Consider the following 13,909-nt stretch of genomic DNA (forward strand, 5'->3'; position numbering starts at 1 on the left):
CCCGGGACGGCGGAGGTGCCTGTGGGACCATGGCTGGATGCACTCGACGTCCGCGCCCCGCCGCCTGACCGGGATCGACGCGGCGCGCGGCGTGGCCCTCTTCGGCATGATGAGCACGCACATCCTGCCCCTCTACCTGCCGGGCACCACGGAGGCCACCTGGACCGCCCTCGCGTTCTCGGGCCGGGCGTCCGGCCTGTTCGCCGTCGTCGCGGGCATCGGCCTGGCGCTGCTGACGGGAGGGCGCTCCCCCCACCGGGACCGGACGCTCTCCGCCGACCGCACGGGCATCGCCGTCCGCGCCGTCGTGATCGCGCTGATCGGGCTCGTCCTCGGCGGCGTGGAGACGAACATCGCGATCATCCTCGTCCACTACGGGGTGCTCTTCCTCCTGGCGCTGCCCTTCGTGGGGCTGCGGCTCCGGGCCCTCGTGGCATGGACGGCCGGCTGGCTGCTGCTCGCCCCGGTGGCCGCCTACCTGCTGCGGCCCCTGGTGACAGGGGCCGTGGACCCGCCGTCCGTCGGGGGGAACCCCGTCTTCGAACACTTCCTGGAGCCGCGGACGCTCGCCGCGGACCTCTTCCTGACCGGCTACTACCCCGTCCTGCAGTGGCTCGGCTTTCTCCTCGTGGGGCTCGTGATCGGGCGGCTGGACCTGTTCCGGCTCGGCGTGCAGCTGGGGCTCCTCGGCGCGGGCCTGATCGCCGCCGTCGGGGCCAGGCTGCTCAGTGCGGAACTCCTCGGGCAGGGCGGGCTCGCCGCCCTCCTCGCGACGCCGGACGGCAGCCGCTACCCGCTGGAGGCGATGCTCGACGTCGGCCTGGCCGGGGTGGACCAGTCGGGGTCCTGGTGGTGGCTCGCCGTCAGCGCACCCCACTCGGGGACGACGTTCGACCTCGTGCACGTGGCGGGCTCCGCGGCCGCCGTCGTCGCGGCGTGCCTGCTGCTCACGCGGCGGTTCCCGCAGGCGCTCCTGCCGCTCTCCGCGCCCGGGGCCATGACCCTGACGCTGTACAGCCTCCACATCTGCGTGATGAGCTGGGCGGACAAGCTGGTCCCCCTGCCGGACCCGCTGCTGCTCCTCTGGCTGCAGGTCGTCGCGGCGATCGCCCTCGGCATCCTGTTCCAGCGCCTGCGGTCCCGCGGACCCCTGGAGCTGCTCGCCTCCGGTGCGGCGAACGCGGCGAGGGACGGGCGCACCGAGGCCCGGCGCTGACGACCGGCGCCCGCCCGCGTCCCGGCTAGGAAGCGGTGTCCGCTTCGTGCCGGCGGTACAGCTTCGAGGCGTCGCGCATCGCCCGCCGGGCGCGTCTGCGGTCGCCCGCGGCGTCGTACGCGCAGGAGAGCCTGAACCAGCTCCGCCAGTTCTCCGGGTCCGCCTCCACCTCGGCCTGGTAGGCGGGGAACGCGGCGTCGGCCGCGGACCGCACGATCCGCCCGGAGGGAGTCCTCGGGAGGTCGTCGACGGGCAGGCCGCCCTCGGCGTCGAGCCGGCGGGCCATCTGCTGGGTCTGCGCGCCGAAGAGCAGTTCCCGGATCAGGGCCCACGCGCCGATGCACGGGAGCAGGAGGTACCCGGCACCGAGGGCCTTCGCCACGGGCTCGGGGTCGCCGAGGAGCAGGAAGCTGCGCTGGAAGGCGACGGCGAGCCAGAAGACGAGGAGCGCCGTGATGAGCAGGACGCCGATCCTGGCCTTGTACTGCCGGTAGAAGCCCACGGCCGTCACCGGCTCCCGCCGGCCTGCAGGTCCAGGTAGCCGTCGAGCCCGACGGTCAGGCCGGGGTGCCGTGCCACCGAGCGGATCCCGAGCAGGACGCCGGGCATGAACGAGGCACGGTCGAAGGAATCGTGGCGGATGGTCAGCTGCTCCCCCGCACTCCCGAACAGGACCTCCTGGTGGGCCGTCAGGCCACGGAGCCGCACGGAGTGCACGGGGACGCCGTCCACGGCGGCGCCGCGGGCGCCGTCGAGCTGGTCCCGCGTCGCGTCCGGTGCGGGCGGCACGCCCGCGGCGGCGCGCGCGGCGGCCACGAGCTGGGCCGTCCGGACGGCGGTGCCGGAGGGGGCGTCGACCTTGTCGGGGTGGTGGAGCTCGACGATCTCGACGGACTCGAAGTAGCGGGCCGCCGTGGCGGCGAAGGCTGCGGCGAGCACGGATCCGAGCGCGAAGTTCGGCGCGACGAGGACGCCCGTGGCCGGCGTGGCGGCCAGGAGGGTCTCGAGCCGGGCCAGGCGGTCGGCCGTCCAGCCCGTCGTCCCGACGACGGCGTGCATGCCGTGCTCGACGGCGAAGCCGACGTTCCCTTCGGTGGCGTCGGGGACGGTCAGGTCGACGACGACGCGGGCTCCCGCCGCGACGAGCGACTCGAGGGGGTCGCTGCTGCCGAGGGCCGCGACGAGCTCGAGGTCCTCCGCCGCCTCGACCGCACGGACGGCCTCGGCTCCCATGCGACCCCGTGCACCCAGCACGGCCACCGGCGTCAGTTCAGTCATGCCCTCCAGCCTACTGTTCCGCTCCTGCCCCGACCCATTCCACGGTGCCGTCCGCGAAGAACTGCTCCTTCCAGATGGGGACGCGCTCCTTCACGAGGTCCACGAGGTCGGAGCACGCCCGGAAGGCCTCACCGCGGTGCGCGGCCCCGACCGCGGCGACGAGCGCCTGGTCCCCGATCGCGAGGGGTCCCACCCGGTGGGCCACCCAGATCCGGATGCCGTCGTGGCGGGCGGCGATCTCCTCGGCGACCTCGCGGATCACGCGGTCGGCACTCGGGTGCGCGGAGTAGCTCAGCGAGCTGACGTCGCGGCCGCCGTCGTGGTCCCGCACCACGCCGCTGAAGCCGACGACGGCCCCGCAGTGCGGGGAGTCGACGCCGGCGTGCGCCTCCTCGGGGGTGATCGGGGTGTCGGCGACGGCGGCGTGCACGACTTCACCGGTGGTCATGGTGGCCCTCCAGCTGGGAGCAGATGTGGTCGATGAGCGGTGAGAGGACGGCCAGGCCGTCGCGGACTCCCCCGGGCGAGCCGGGCAGGTTGATGACGAAGGTGGTGCCCGCGGTGCCCGCCAGTCCGCGGCTGAGCACGGCCGTCGGGACGGCGTCCGCGCCGGCGCGGCGGACGGCTTCCATGATGCCGGGCAGGCTGCGCGTCAGGTACGGCGCCGTCTGTTCGGGGGTGGCGTCGTCGGGGCTGAGCCCCGTCCCCCCGCTCGTGATGAGCACGGCCGGGCGGGCTTCGAGGGCGGAGCCGATCGCGGCCCCCACGGCGTCGCCGTCGGGGACGACGACGGCATCGGCGACGGCGTAGCCGTGGTCGTAGAGCCATCCGGCGATGGCCGGGCCGCACTCGTCCTCGTAGGTGCCCGCGGCGGCCCGGGTGGAGGCGATGACGACGGCGGCGGTGCGCAGGGGTGTCATACGGTCCAGTCCCCGCTCTTGCCGCCGGACTTCGAGAGCACGCGCGTGCCGGTGATGACCGCGTGCTTGTCCACGGCCTTGATCATGTCGTAGAGGGTCAGGGCCGCGACGGACGCGGCGGTGAGGGCCTCCATCTCGACGCCGGTGAGCGAGGTGGTCCTCACGAGCACGACGACGCGCACGCGGCCGCCGTCGGGCTCGAAGTCCACGGTCACCTTCGACAGCGGCAGCGGGTGGCACAGCGGGATGAGCGTGGAGGTCTGCTTGGCCGCCATGATGCCGGCGACGCGGGCCACGGCGAGGGCGTCGCCCTTCGGCAGGCTGCCGTCCGCGATGAGCGCGACGACGTCGGGCGTGGTCTCCAGGGTCGACTCGGCGACCGCCTCGCGGACGGTCGCCTGCTTGCCGGAGACGTCGACCATGTGGGCGGTGCCGTCGGACCGGACGTGGGTGAGGCCTTCGGTGGGGGGTGGGGTGCTCATGATGGAGTCCTTTCTGCGGAGTCCATTCCACCAGATCCGGCCTCGTCCGCGGCGCACGGGTCCGCGGTTGCCATCGCCCCGACCGGCACGGCTCCGATGAGCGTGACCTCCACACGGTCGCCCGCGGCGAGCGAGGCGACGCCCTCCGGCAGGTGGACGAGGCAGTTGGCGGCGGCCAGGGCGTGCAGCAGGTGGGACCCGGGCCCGCCCACGAGCGCCACCCGTCCGTCGCGGTAGACGCCGCGGCGCACCTGGTGTTTGGCGGGAGGGCTGTCGACGGCCTCGGCGAGGACGGCCTCGAGCACGGGGCGCGGTGCCGGGGCGCCCGTCAGCCGGTGGAGGGCCGGCCTGAGGAACATCTCGAAGGAGACGATCGCGCTCACCGGGTTGCCGGGGAACCCGAGGAACGGTACCCCGGAGATGGTGCCGTGCGCCTGGGGCCCGCCGGGCTGCAGGGCCACGGAGGAGAACTCGACGCGGCTGTCCGCGAGCGCCTGCTTCACCACCTCGTAGGCTCCCTGGCTGATCCCCCCGGTGCTGAGGACGAGGTCGGTGCTGTCCGCGGTGATGGCGGCGAGGGCCTCCCGGAGGACGGCGGGGTCGTCCCCGAGCAGGCGGTGAGAGGTGACGTGGGCGCCGGCGTCGTGCAGCGCGGCTTCGAGGAGGGTGGTGTTGGCGTCGTAGATCCGTCCCGGGGCGAGATCGGTGCCGGGCTCGGCCACCTCGTCGCCCGTGGACAGGAGCAGCACGCGGAAGCGCGGGGTGACCCGCACCTCCCCCACGCCGCAGGCGGCGAGGAGGCCGAGCTGGGCGGGACCGAGCAGGGTGCCCGCCGGGAGCGCGATCGCGCCCTCGGCGATGTCGCTGCCGGCCCGCCGGACGTACTGCCCGGCGTCGACGGCGTCGGGCAGCCGCACGGTCACGGTCCCGTCCGACCGCTCCGCGGCGGAGTGGAACCGGGCGGGCCGCGCGCGCTCGATGGGCACGACGGCGGCGGCCCCGGCCGGGAGCATGGCGCCGGTCATGATCGGCGCGGCCGACCCGGGATCGAGGGGCGGCGGCACGGACCCGGCGGGGATGGGTTCCGCCACCGTCAGCAGGGGCGCTCCTGCGAGGTCGGCGGCGTGGACCGCGTACCCGTCCATCTGCGAGTTGTCGAAGGGCGGGAGGCTCACCGGCGCGGGCACGTCCTCGACGAGGGCCCGGCCGAGGGCGTCGCGGAGCGGGAGCACGTCGGCGGCGGTGCGGTCGTACCCGCTGCTCCGCAGGAGTCCGGCCACGGCCACCTGGTGGTCGGCGACGGTTCGTCTCATGGGTGCCTTCCGCTCGCTGCTCGTCTCCCGACCATCCGGCGGGTGGTCTAGGTCACCGTGAACGTTACCGTGTGGAGCCCTTCCGCCCCGTCCGGCGCCGGGGCGGCGGGATCCTCGGACTGCACTCCGCCCTCGCGGTCCGCCGCCCGTGCCTGGAGGGTGTGCGATCCGGCGGACAGCCGCAGCGTGGCGCTGTACTGGCACCAGGTGTCGGTGGAGATCGGCGTGGCGAGCGTGGCCCGCTGCCACGCTCCGCCGTCCACCCTCACCTCGACGGCCTCGACTCCCCGGTGCTGCGCCCAGGCCACCCCGCCGACGACGACGTCGCCGGCGGGGACGCTCGCGTTCGGCCGCGGCACGTCGATCCGGGAGGACGTCTTCACCGGGCCGCGCTCGGACCAGCCGCGCGTGGACCAGTACGCCGTGTCGTCGGCGAAGCGCGTGACCTTCAGCTCGGTCACCCACTTCGTGGCGGACACGAAACCGTAGAGGCCCGGGACCACGAGCCGGACGGGGAAGCCGTGCTCCACCGGCAGCGGCTCCCCGTTCATGCCCACGGCGAGCAGTGCATCCCGCGCGTCGGTCAGCGCTTCGAGGGGCGTGCCCGCCGTGAAACCGTCGACGCTCCGCGACAGCACCATGTCGGCTCCCGGGCGGACGCCGGCCCGGGAGAGGAGCTCGCGCACGGGCCAGCCGAGCCAGCGGGCATTGCCCGTCAGGTCGCCGCCGACGGGGTTGGACACGCAGGCCAGGGTCACGTGGCGCTCGATCAGGGGCAGCGCGAGCAGTTCGTCGAACGTGACCTCCACCTCACGGTCCACGAGTCCCGTGACTTTCAGGGACCACTGCGCTGCGTCGACGACGGGCACCACGAGTGCTGTGTCGATCCGGTAGAAGTCCGCGGTCGGGGTCACGAGCTCGCTGACGCCCTCGATGCCGAGGTCCGCGCCCTCGGGGACGAAGGACCCGGCGGGCGGGGGCACCTCATCGACGGGCGCGGGCAGCGTGATCGACGAGCGCCGCTGCGTCACGGCGGACCGGGAGGACCGCACCCCGGTGGCCGCCGCCCCGGTGGCGACGGCCACGACCGCCGCGCCTCCGGCTCCCTGGAGGAACCGGCGGCGTGCCGGGACCGTGCCCGCTGCGCCGTCGTCGCCCGTCCCGGCCCACGCGTGCAGCGCCCGGACGAGCGCGGCCAGGACCAGGACCGCGACGAGCGCGGCGATCACGGGCGCCGCGAGGGAGATGCCGGAGGACTGCGGGCGCGATGCCACGGCGAAGGCGCCGAGCACCCCGAAGGCGATGATCACCGCCCGGCCCGCGAACGCCCGCCGGTACTCGAGCACGCCGGCGGCCAGGGCGATCCCGACGATGACCACGGCGATCGTCGCGAGGAGCACGGCCTTGTCGGCGGTCCCGAACCAGGCGATCGCCCAGTCCTTGACGGCCGGGGGGACGACGTCGATGACGGACCCACCCACCGCGCTGACCGGGGTGACGGAGGGGCTCACCGCGGTTGCCGCGAGTTCACCGGCGATGACGCCCAGCCCCACCGACAGGGCTCCGGAGACTGCGGCCCACGCGCGGGGTCTCATGCTCACTGGGGATGCCTGCCTCTCCGTGGGATCCCGGCTCCCGTCGTGCAGGGCCGGTCCGCTCGTTACACGACCGCGGGTGGACGGAGGTTCCCCGCGTTCTACAGGTCCGCGGTCCCGGGCGGAAGAGCCGGACGCCCCTGCGCCCCGGGTAGGGCGGGGGCTCACGGAGGGCGTAACCTCGTGTCCATGGGAATCCAACTGGGCATGCCGCGTGCCGGCCGCGGGGGCGCGACCACGGGGCTTCTGGACACCCACGGCAGGCAGGCCACGGACATGCGCCTGTCGCTGACGGACAAGTGCAACCTGCGGTGCACGTACTGCATGCCGGCGGAGGGCCTGAACTGGCTCCAGAAGGACCAGGTCCTGTCCCGTGACGAGATCGTCCGCCTCGTGCGCATCGGCGTCGACCGGCTCGGCATCCGGGAACTGCGCCTGACGGGCGGGGAACCCCTGGTCCGGGCGGATCTGCTGGACATCATCCGGGACATCCGCGCCGATCACGCCGACCTGCCGATCTCGATGACGACCAACGCCCTCGGCCTCGACCGCCGTGCCGTGCAGCTGAAGGACGCCGGGCTCACGCGTATCAACGTCTCCATGGACTCGCTGCACCCCGAGACCTTCGCCCGGCTGACCCGCCGGCCGTTCCTCGACCGCGTGCTCCGGGGCATCGAGGCCGCTGCCGACGCCGGGCTGGGCCTCGTGAAGATCAACGCCGTGCTGATGCGCGGCATCAACGACCATGAGGCACCCGACCTCGTGGAATGGGCGGTGTCCCGCGGGTTCGAACTGCGCTTCATCGAGCAGATGCCCCTCGACGCGGACCACGGGTGGACGAAGGAGGGCATGGTGACCGCTGCGGAGATGCGCGCGCTCGTCGAGACCCGCTTCGTGCTCACCCCGGACCCCCGGAACCGCGACGGCGCGCCCGCCGAGCGGTGGGAGGTCAGGGCGAAGGCCGCTCCCGACGACGTCCTCGGGACCGTGGGCATCATCGCCTCGGTCACGGAACCGTTCTGCGCGGACTGCCGGCGGACGCGCGTGACGGCCGAGGGCAAGATCATGAGTTGCCTCTTCTCCCACGAGGAGACGGATCTGCGCGGCCTACTGCGCTCGGACGCGGACGACGAGGCCGTGGCCCAGCGGTGGCGCGACGCCATGTGGCTCAAGCCGAAGGCGCACGGCATGGGCCACACCGGGCTCGGCGCCGACGACTTCGTGCAGCCCGACCGGTCGATGAGCGCCATCGGTGGCTGAGGTGCTCGTGAGGTATTTCGGGGCCGCGAAGGCTGCCACCGGTGTGGCCGAGGAACGGGTGCCCGCCGGGCGCTCGCTCGCCGCCGTCCTCGAGGAGCTGCGCGGACGCCCGGTACCCCCCGGCGGTCCGTCGCTGGCGGTGGTCCTGGACCGCAGCAGCTTCCTGCTGAACGAGGTCGCCCTGAGGGACGCCTCCACCGTCCTCGCCGACGCCGATGTCCTGGACGTCCTGCCGCCCTTCGCAGGGGGCTAGGGGGCCGACTCCCCCGCTGACGCGTCCGACAGCAGGCGCTGTTCCTGCGGCTGTCCATCGATGGTGACGCGGTACCAGTAGATGGTCTTGCGGTCGCGGGTCAGGTCCACCGGGTGACCGTGGTGATAGCTCACCCCGGAGGTCTCCTCGCCCCACACCTCGACGTGGACGACCCGCTCGTGGGCGTCGAGCCCGCGGTCCTCGATGGCCTTCCGGGCGTACCGCATCAGGACCAGGCCGTCGAGGTAGCCGGCTCCCGCCGGCCGGAGGAAGCTGACGGTCTCGTAGCGCGGGTAGGTCGCCATGGCGGGTGCCGTCACCCGGTGCGGAGCGCCGGAGGGAAGTACGTCCATTCGCTGCGGAACCGGGATTCGGCTCGCACCGCGGCGACCTGCTCCAGGGCGTGCAGCCGCCCGTAGGTGAACCCGTTCTCACCCTGGCGGGACGCTGCTGCGCCGAGACGCCGCAGCAGGTCGCGGGTCACGACGCTGTCCTGGTGCTCCCCCAGGATCTTCTGGATCTTCAGGGCTGCCTCGGCGAGGCGGGTGACCTTCTTCCGGCCGAGGGGGGCGGCGGCCTCGGCCGCGTACCGCAGCCGCTTCCCGTCCTTGCGCGCCTGATGGAGGGCGGGGTGGTCGCCGACCCCCGCGGGGTGGTCCCGCGCCTCGTGGACCGCCGCGCGCAGTCGCCGGATGTCCCGGTTCAGGAGTTCGGGGATCACGCGGCCCGCCGGCTCGGCGGCCCGGGGGGTGAGCTCGGGGGCGGCCAGCAGGGACTCGAGCGTGTCGAGCAGCCGGAAATAGCGCTGCCCGGCCAGCGCCTCGAGGACCCCGGCGTGGGCCTCCCGGTAGCTGCCACCCAGCTCCACGTCGACCCTGCGCTCGACCGGGCCCAGGACGAGCTCCGCCGGTTCGGCGGCCAGCATCCCCCTGAGGCGCGCATGCATGACCTCGGCGTCCCGCGCCTTGCCGAGGACGGCCCCCAGCCACTTCAGTTCGTCGCGGAGGAACCGGACGCCGTCGGCGTCCTCCAGCAGGCTCCGGTACGTGGCCAGGACCGAGCGCATGCGCCGGGTGGCGACCCTCATGCGGTGGACCGCGTCAGGGGCGTCCAGGCGCACCCGGGGATCCTCCTGCTCGAGCACGTCCAGCTGCTCGTGGAGGCAGGCGAGCAGGACGTCCCCGGCCGGCCCGTCCGACGTCGGCGCCGGGGGCTCGTCGGGCCCCGTCCGCGGCCGGGAACCCAGGGTGCGCACCAGCTTGGAACCGTGTGCCGCGGGCCGCGCCCCGGCCTCCAGGACCCGGTCCTGCGCGGCGTCGAGCAGATCCCTCGTCCCGTCCACGAGTTCGATCTCCCACTCACGCCACTGCAGGCTCGCCGGTTCGGGACGGAGCGCCCGGGCCTCCACGTGGTCGTCCATGAGGTCGGCCATGACACCACCCTCCTCGCCCCGGAGGCGATGCACCATGCGCCGCGTCGTCAACCGGGCGACGGGCACCAGCGCCGTGTCCCGGATGCGCACCCGGATCAGGTCCAGGAGTGCCTCGGGGACGGAGTCCGGCGTCCCGCCCAGCGGCTCATGGTGCTCGTGGCGCTCGTCGGGACCGACGGGGAACTTGAGGTGCCACCCGGCGTCCTCACCCCCGGTGCGCCGTCGCAAGGTGATGCGCCGGGCGGCCAGGCGCAGGTCCTCGGTGTCGAAGTACTCGGCTTCGAGCCGGTACTCGACCGGCTGGTCCACCCGTCCGATCCCCGGGAGGTCGTGCAGCAGGGGAACCGCGGCGTCGACGTCGACGTCGAACTTCCGCTCGATCTCGACCACCGGATCAGCGTGCATAGGGCACTGTATACCGGCACCCCGCCCGGCGTCAGCAGTCCGCGGGGTCAGGGTGCGTGGGGGCAGCCCGTGAGCCAGCGGAGGGCCACGGTCCGCTGGGGGAAGTACCGGGTCGGGTAGGGCGGATCGTGGACCTCGGCGAAGAATTCCGCGAGGGTCCGGTCGACGGCGGTCGGTCCCACGATCGCCATCGCAGCGATGTCGAGGTCCCCGGCGAACCGGCGGAGAGCATCCCGGCTGAGGGTGACCATGCCGTTGAGCCCGACCAGCATCGGCGGACACACGTCCCTGCTGATCGCACCGGCGCGTTCGACGAGGGCGCGGGCATCCCCGTCACCGACCCTCATGCCGTCGAGCCACTCGACCCACAGGACACCGTCCCGCATCGTCGCGGTGAACGGCTCACCGGCCACCCGCGGTTCCCTGCTGATCATCCTGTGCGCTCCCCCGTCGGGTCGGCCTGCACCCGGTCGCGGGCTGTCGGACCGGGGTGGTCGGGAAGGTGGCTTGTCAGCCAGGCCAGCGCCGCACCCTCCTCCGTGAAGAAACGGACCTCGTGCACCGACTGCTGCACCGACGCGGCGATGACCCTGTCCACGGGCGTGAGCCCGAGCATCGCGGCAGCCAGGACCATCCTCTCCGAACCGTAGGCTGCCCGCGCCCCCGCGGTGATGATCGTGATCTCGCGCATGTCCACCAGCACCGCGTAGGGGACGTGGCCGACCAGCTCCAGGCTCCGCTCGAGGACGTCCCTGGCGTCGGTCCCCTGCACCTCGGTGCAGGGGGCCCAGGTCAGGCGGATCAGGGCAGGCCGGAGCAGGCTGAGGGTCGCCCTGCCCCCGGCCGCGGACATCCTCACCGGCCGGTCGTGTCCGGACGCCCGCCCCGGGCCTGCACCCGGGTGCACCACCCGCTCGGCACCTCGATCATCGATACCTATCAGCTCCCCGGCACAATGGTTGTCAGCTTCTCATCCTACGGACCAGCGGGAGTCCCGGACGTGCCGGCACCCGCAGCTTCTCCGCAGATTGTCCGCACGGAGAAGGACGCCGGGGAACACGGTGTCCGAACGGCCACCGATGCTGCCGGCGGCAGGAGCCGATGCCGCGCGCTTGTCCGACGGGACGGAACTCCCCCGTCAGGGCGGACCCGTCGACCGGGAGGGTGCCGGCACGGAGCGACCGCGGATCGGCGGGGACCGACGAGGGCGACGCCAGCCGTGCTGCGGGCGTGGACCCTCGGGGTCCATCCCTACCGGACGACGAGGACGTTGCCTCGCGCGTGATGGAGGACGGCGTGCACCGTGGATCCGAGGCGGGCGCCGAGCGTGTTGGTGCCCTTGGCGCCGATGACGACACAGGCCGAACGATGCGCCTGGTGGAGGATGGCCGCGGGCACGGACGGTTCCGCGAAGGAGTCCTCGATGACGGTGAGGTCTGTGTCCGTGGGCAGCAGATTCAGGGCCCGCTGCACGACAGGGTCGCGCTCGGGGTCGGACGGCAGCGTCCCGGCGTGCCGCCTGTAGGACCTCACATGGAGCACGCGGAGCGGCGCACGCAGGGTCTTCGCGAGGAGCGCCGCCTCGGTGACGGCACGATCGCTCTCCGGGGAACCGTCGACCGCGACCAGGACGTCGCCCTCGCCGGGCTCGTCCTCGCGGATGACCGCGATGGGGCAGGAGGAGGAAGCCGCGAGGTGGAGGCTGACCGACCCGATGAGCAGGCCGCCGAATCCGCCGAGCCCCCGGGTGCCGGTCACGAGCAGGGCGGCTTCGGCGGACAGCCGGGTGAGCACCTCGGAGGGGAAGCCCGTGATGAGCCGGGCACCGATGTCGAGGTCGGGTTCGGCCTGCCTGGCGAGATCGAGGCCTTCGGCACTCGTGCGCTCGGCGGCCCGCTTGAGGCCGCTGTCCTTGATGTCGCCGACCGGGCCGAGCTCCCGGGTGAAGAACGGCCAGACCCAGCAGTGCACGACGACGAGGGACAGTCCGGCTGCGGCCGCATGGTGGGCTGCCCAGACGACGGCGCGGCGGGAGCCGTCCGAGCCGTCATAGCCGGCGATGACGGGCCGGCCCGGCGCTTCGACCGGGCTCACGCTGATGCACTGACGAGCGGCAGCGGCCGGAAGGCGCCGTGGGACAGAAGTGTTGCCTGCATGGTGGGTCCTTGCCTGAGAAGGGTATTGCTCGAGCATGCCTCCTTCCAGCCCGAATGGGTAGGCTTTCGGGCCTCCTCCTTCAGCGAGGCACGGGTCGTGTCTCGACGGCCCGGTTGGTCAGGTGCTCAGGCGGACGAAGTCGGCTTCCGTGTCGAAGGGCCCGACGACGACCGTTGTGCGCGGCGCGGCGGCCAGTTCCCGGGCCAGCGCCTGGACGTCGCCGGCCGTGACGGACCGGATGCGGTCGAGGGAGGCGTCCATGTCGACGAACTCGCCGGAGACGAGCTCCGAGCGTCCGAGCCGCGACATGCGGGAGCTGCTGTCCTCCAGGGCCATGACCAGGCCGCCCGACAGCTGGCCGACGGCTTTGCGGAGCTCCTCGGCGTCGATGCCGTCCGTGGCGAGCCGGTCCAGTTCGGCGCCGAGCAGGTCGATGACCTGGCCGGTCTTGGCCGGGGAGCATCCGGCGTACATGCCGAAGTAGCCGGCGTCCGCGTAGGCGGCCGAGAACGAGTAGGTGGAGTAGACGAGCCCGCGCTTCTCGCGGATCTCCTGGAACAGGCGCGAGGACATGCCGCCGCCCAGGACGGCATTCAGGACACTCATCGCGAACCTGCGCTCGTCGGTCGCCGTGAGGGACGGGCACCCGATCAGGATGTTCGACTGTTCGACGGCCCGCCGGATCACGTGGACGCCCGTGGCCCCCTCGACGGGGACCTCGGTCGTCCCGCGGCGCGGCACGGGCAGGGCGCCCTCGTCGAGGGTCCACCCGGCGGACTCGAGCGCCTCCTGGACGAGCCGGCAGACGACGTCGTGGTCCAGCCCGCCCGCAGCGGTGACGACGAGTTCGGCGGGGGTGTAGTAGCGCCGGTAGTGCGCGAGGACGGAGTCGCGCGGCACGGCGCGGATCGCCTCGGGCGTCCCGCCGATCGGCCGGCCGAGGGGGTGCTCCCCCAGGACCAGCTCGACGAACCGCTCGTGGGCGACGTCGGCGGGGTCGTCGCTGTCCATCGCGATCTCCTCGAGGATCACGTCGCGTTCCTGCTCGAGTTCCTCGGGGTCGAGCACCGCGGAGGTGACCATGTCCGCGATGACGTCGATCGCCATCGGCAGGTCCGAGTCCAGGACCCGCGCGTAGTAGCAGGTGTTCTCCTTCGCGGTGGCGGCGTTGGACTCCCCGCCCACCTCGTCGAAGGCGGACGCGATGTCCATCGCGCTGCGGCGCGCCGTCCCCTTGAACAGCAGGTGTTCGAGGAAGTGGGTGGAGCCGTGCTGGCCGTCGGCCTCGTCGCGGGATCCGACACCCACCCAGAACCCGATCGTGGCCGAGCGCTGGCCCGGCATCGCCTCGGTGAGCACGCGGACCCCGCCGGGCAGGACGCTGCGCCGGACGACGTTCCCGCCCGGATCACCGGCGACGAACGTGGGGTCGGCCTCCCCGCCCGTGGGGAGGGTCGGCAGCAGGGGCAGGGACACTATGGAGGACTGGGACATCCTGGACTTTCTGGTCTCTCGACAGGTCGGGGAACGGCAGACGGCCCCGGCGCCGATCGGATCGATCGGTACGCGCCGGGGCCGTACGGTGCTCGGGAAGAGCC

Annotated in this window: 16 protein-coding genes; 3 read left to right on the forward strand and 13 right to left on the reverse strand. The window is 73.3% G+C overall.

Annotated features, from left to right (window positions below; genetic code table 11):
- The first annotated feature begins 37 nt into the window (after positions 1-37).
- Positions 38-1,216: a heparan-alpha-glucosaminide N-acetyltransferase domain-containing protein gene (locus tag ACX80P_RS04595; RefSeq protein ID WP_459276877.1), complete on the forward strand. Its 1,179-nt coding sequence runs from the start codon at positions 38-40 to the stop codon at positions 1,214-1,216.
- Between the two features lie 25 nt (positions 1,217-1,241).
- Here ACX80P_RS04595 and ACX80P_RS04600 read toward each other — a convergent pair whose 3' ends face one another.
- From ACX80P_RS04600 to ACX80P_RS04630, 7 genes are read right to left on the reverse strand one after another with little or no spacing between them, the layout of a single operon-like run.
- Positions 1,242-1,727 carry a hypothetical protein gene (locus ACX80P_RS04600; protein ID WP_459276878.1) on the reverse strand — a complete coding sequence of 162 codons (486 nt, stop codon included), beginning with the start codon at positions 1,725-1,727 and terminating at the stop codon, positions 1,242-1,244.
- Positions 1,724-2,494, reverse strand: coding sequence for a 4-hydroxy-tetrahydrodipicolinate reductase (gene dapB / locus ACX80P_RS04605; RefSeq protein ID WP_459276879.1), 771 nt, complete (start codon positions 2,492-2,494; stop codon positions 1,724-1,726). Before dapB ends, ACX80P_RS04600 begins: the two co-directional genes overlap by 4 nt.
- A 10-nt stretch (positions 2,495-2,504) precedes the next feature.
- Positions 2,505-2,942, reverse strand: coding sequence for a molybdenum cofactor biosynthesis protein MoaE (locus tag ACX80P_RS04610; protein WP_459276880.1), 438 nt, complete (start codon positions 2,940-2,942; stop codon positions 2,505-2,507).
- The gene (locus ACX80P_RS04615) at positions 2,929-3,414 is read right to left on the reverse strand and encodes a MogA/MoaB family molybdenum cofactor biosynthesis protein (protein ID WP_459276881.1); all 486 of its coding nucleotides are present in this window, start codon (positions 3,412-3,414) and stop codon (positions 2,929-2,931) included. Before ACX80P_RS04615 ends, ACX80P_RS04610 begins: the two co-directional genes overlap by 14 nt.
- On the reverse strand, positions 3,411-3,896 hold the full coding sequence (moaC, locus tag ACX80P_RS04620) for a cyclic pyranopterin monophosphate synthase MoaC (RefSeq protein ID WP_459276882.1): 486 nt from the start codon (positions 3,894-3,896) through the stop codon (positions 3,411-3,413). The genes ACX80P_RS04615 and moaC overlap by 4 nt, the downstream gene beginning before the upstream one ends.
- Positions 3,893-5,209 (reverse strand): molybdopterin molybdotransferase MoeA, encoded by a 1,317-nt coding sequence (locus ACX80P_RS04625; protein WP_459276883.1) that lies wholly within the window; start codon positions 5,207-5,209, stop codon positions 3,893-3,895. Before ACX80P_RS04625 ends, moaC begins: the two co-directional genes overlap by 4 nt.
- 47 nt (positions 5,210-5,256) lie before the next feature.
- On the reverse strand, positions 5,257-6,804 hold the full coding sequence (locus ACX80P_RS04630) for a molybdopterin-dependent oxidoreductase (protein WP_459277490.1): 1,548 nt from the start codon (positions 6,802-6,804) through the stop codon (positions 5,257-5,259).
- A gap of 189 nt (positions 6,805-6,993) precedes the next feature.
- Between ACX80P_RS04630 and moaA the strand changes: the two genes are divergently transcribed.
- Positions 6,994-8,064: a GTP 3',8-cyclase MoaA gene (gene moaA / locus ACX80P_RS04635; RefSeq protein ID WP_459276884.1), complete on the forward strand. Its 1,071-nt coding sequence runs from the start codon at positions 6,994-6,996 to the stop codon at positions 8,062-8,064.
- A 1-nt stretch (position 8,065) separates the two neighbouring features.
- On the forward strand, positions 8,066-8,317 hold the full coding sequence (locus ACX80P_RS04640) for a MoaD/ThiS family protein (RefSeq protein WP_459277491.1): 252 nt from the start codon (positions 8,066-8,068) through the stop codon (positions 8,315-8,317).
- On the opposite strand, the gene ACX80P_RS04645 is transcribed toward ACX80P_RS04640, so the two are convergent.
- From ACX80P_RS04645 to ACX80P_RS04670, 6 genes are all read right to left on the reverse strand, one after another.
- Entirely contained in the window at positions 8,314-8,622 is a 309-nt protein-coding gene (locus tag ACX80P_RS04645) for a hypothetical protein (RefSeq protein WP_459276885.1), read from the reverse strand. The genes ACX80P_RS04640 and ACX80P_RS04645 overlap by 4 nt on opposite strands.
- Positions 8,623-8,633: 11 nt before the next feature.
- A complete protein-coding gene (locus tag ACX80P_RS04650; protein ID WP_459276886.1) occupies positions 8,634-10,154 on the reverse strand; it encodes a CYTH and CHAD domain-containing protein in 1,521 nt (506 codons plus the stop codon).
- A 47-nt stretch (positions 10,155-10,201) separates the two neighbouring features.
- Positions 10,202-10,588, reverse strand: coding sequence for a DUF7793 family protein (locus ACX80P_RS04655; RefSeq protein ID WP_459276887.1), 387 nt, complete (start codon positions 10,586-10,588; stop codon positions 10,202-10,204).
- Complete coding sequence (locus ACX80P_RS04660) at positions 10,585-11,007, reverse strand: DUF7793 family protein (protein WP_459277492.1); 423 nt, start codon at positions 11,005-11,007, stop codon at positions 10,585-10,587. The genes ACX80P_RS04655 and ACX80P_RS04660 overlap by 4 nt, the downstream gene beginning before the upstream one ends.
- A 398-nt stretch (positions 11,008-11,405) precedes the next feature.
- Positions 11,406-12,248: a universal stress protein gene (locus ACX80P_RS04665; RefSeq protein WP_459276888.1), complete on the reverse strand. Its 843-nt coding sequence runs from the start codon at positions 12,246-12,248 to the stop codon at positions 11,406-11,408.
- Between the two features lie 180 nt (positions 12,249-12,428).
- Complete coding sequence (locus ACX80P_RS04670; RefSeq protein WP_459276890.1) at positions 12,429-13,805, reverse strand: M16 family metallopeptidase; 1,377 nt, start codon at positions 13,803-13,805, stop codon at positions 12,429-12,431.
- Between the last annotated feature and the right edge of the window lie 104 nt (positions 13,806-13,909).

Source organism: Arthrobacter arabinosi (assembly GCF_054511115.1).

What these genes read in the sequence shown, in the direction of transcription:
- ACX80P_RS04595 (WP_459276877.1), top strand. Translation starts at nt 38, where the DNA reads ATGCACTCGACGTCCGCGCCCCGCCGCCTGACCGGGATCGACGCGGCG.
- dapB (WP_459276879.1), bottom strand. Translation starts at nt 2,494, where the DNA reads ATGACTGAACTGACGCCGGTGGCCGTGCTGGGTGCACGGGGTCGCATG.
- ACX80P_RS04610 (WP_459276880.1), bottom strand. Translation starts at nt 2,942, where the DNA reads ATGACCACCGGTGAAGTCGTGCACGCCGCCGTCGCCGACACCCCGATC.
- ACX80P_RS04615 (WP_459276881.1), bottom strand. Translation starts at nt 3,414, where the DNA reads ATGACACCCCTGCGCACCGCCGCCGTCGTCATCGCCTCCACCCGGGCC.
- moaC (WP_459276882.1), bottom strand. Translation starts at nt 3,896, where the DNA reads ATGAGCACCCCACCCCCCACCGAAGGCCTCACCCACGTCCGGTCCGAC.
- ACX80P_RS04625 (WP_459276883.1), bottom strand. Translation starts at nt 5,209, where the DNA reads ATGAGACGAACCGTCGCCGACCACCAGGTGGCCGTGGCCGGACTCCTG.
- ACX80P_RS04630 (WP_459277490.1), bottom strand. Translation starts at nt 6,804, where the DNA reads ATGAGACCCCGCGCGTGGGCCGCAGTCTCCGGAGCCCTGTCGGTGGGG.
- moaA (WP_459276884.1), top strand. Translation starts at nt 6,994, where the DNA reads ATGGGAATCCAACTGGGCATGCCGCGTGCCGGCCGCGGGGGCGCGACC.
- ACX80P_RS04645 (WP_459276885.1), bottom strand. Translation starts at nt 8,622, where the DNA reads ATGGCGACCTACCCGCGCTACGAGACCGTCAGCTTCCTCCGGCCGGCG.
- ACX80P_RS04650 (WP_459276886.1), bottom strand. Translation starts at nt 10,154, where the DNA reads ATGCACGCTGATCCGGTGGTCGAGATCGAGCGGAAGTTCGACGTCGAC.
- ACX80P_RS04655 (WP_459276887.1), bottom strand. Translation starts at nt 10,588, where the DNA reads ATGATCAGCAGGGAACCGCGGGTGGCCGGTGAGCCGTTCACCGCGACG.
- ACX80P_RS04660 (WP_459277492.1), bottom strand. Translation starts at nt 11,007, where the DNA reads ATGTCCGCGGCCGGGGGCAGGGCGACCCTCAGCCTGCTCCGGCCTGCC.
- ACX80P_RS04670 (WP_459276890.1), bottom strand. Translation starts at nt 13,805, where the DNA reads ATGTCCCAGTCCTCCATAGTGTCCCTGCCCCTGCTGCCGACCCTCCCC.